The 799-nt window shown below is 31.4% G+C and carries 1 protein-coding gene; it reads right to left on the bottom strand.

Annotated features, from left to right (window positions below; all coding sequences use genetic code 11):
- Positions 1–109 precede the first annotated feature (109 nt).
- Positions 110–799 (bottom strand): transposase (locus tag MHZ36_RS14250; RefSeq protein WP_239232324.1); only part of this gene is annotated, 690 nt, incomplete at its 5' end.

Here is a 799-nt window from a genome sequence, read left to right as displayed (position 1 = left end):
TTCCTACGATTAGTCAAGGTATCATATTTAAAATAAGCATTACTGAATTAAACCGTTCAATTTAATTTTTTTGAATAAGGTGTTAAACTAGATTTGATTGTACGTTTGGCTAATGTGGGGACATTTGATAATCGTACAATTTCTGATTCATTATCAGATAATGAATCGTTTTTAATAGTCGATTTATACAAGCGATGACGGCAGTCTTATGAGATTTCTCATTAGGCTGCTTTCTTAGTTTATAGTAATAATCAACGACATGATTATCATAGTGATGTTGTCCTCTTATAATATTCATAACCACCCAAAATAAAAGTCTTCTCGCTTTTTTATTACCACGTTTGTTGATTGTATCTCTACTGGATGTGCCACCTGATTGATATCGTTTGATATCAATACCAACAAAAGCATTGAGTTGTTTATTTGATCCAAATCGTGTGATATCTCCAATTTCTCCGATAATCATAGCTGCGCTTAACTCACCAATGCCTGGTATCGAATGAATGTTTTCAAAACAATCGAGTTGTTGTGCTAATTCAATCATGACATCATCTAGTTGTTTGAGACGTTGGATAGATAGTTTTAATTGTTGAATAAGTAAGCGTACTTTTTCAACTAGAAAAGAATGTCTATCGACATTAGGATAACTTTCCAAAGCAATATTTACTAATTGATGTGCATATTTTTCTGCTTTATCCATTGATAGTCCCTTATCTGTAGAATTGAATATATACGTAATAAGTATATCCTTATTCATATCAATAACTATGTCTGGATGAGTAAATATTTCTGCGATGTT

Origin of the sequence: Staphylococcus sp. ACRSN, assembly GCF_022346615.1 — a bacterium.
Lineage (GTDB): Bacteria > Bacillota > Bacilli > Staphylococcales > Staphylococcaceae > Staphylococcus.
This window is presented reverse-complemented; position numbering and strand designations above follow the sequence as displayed.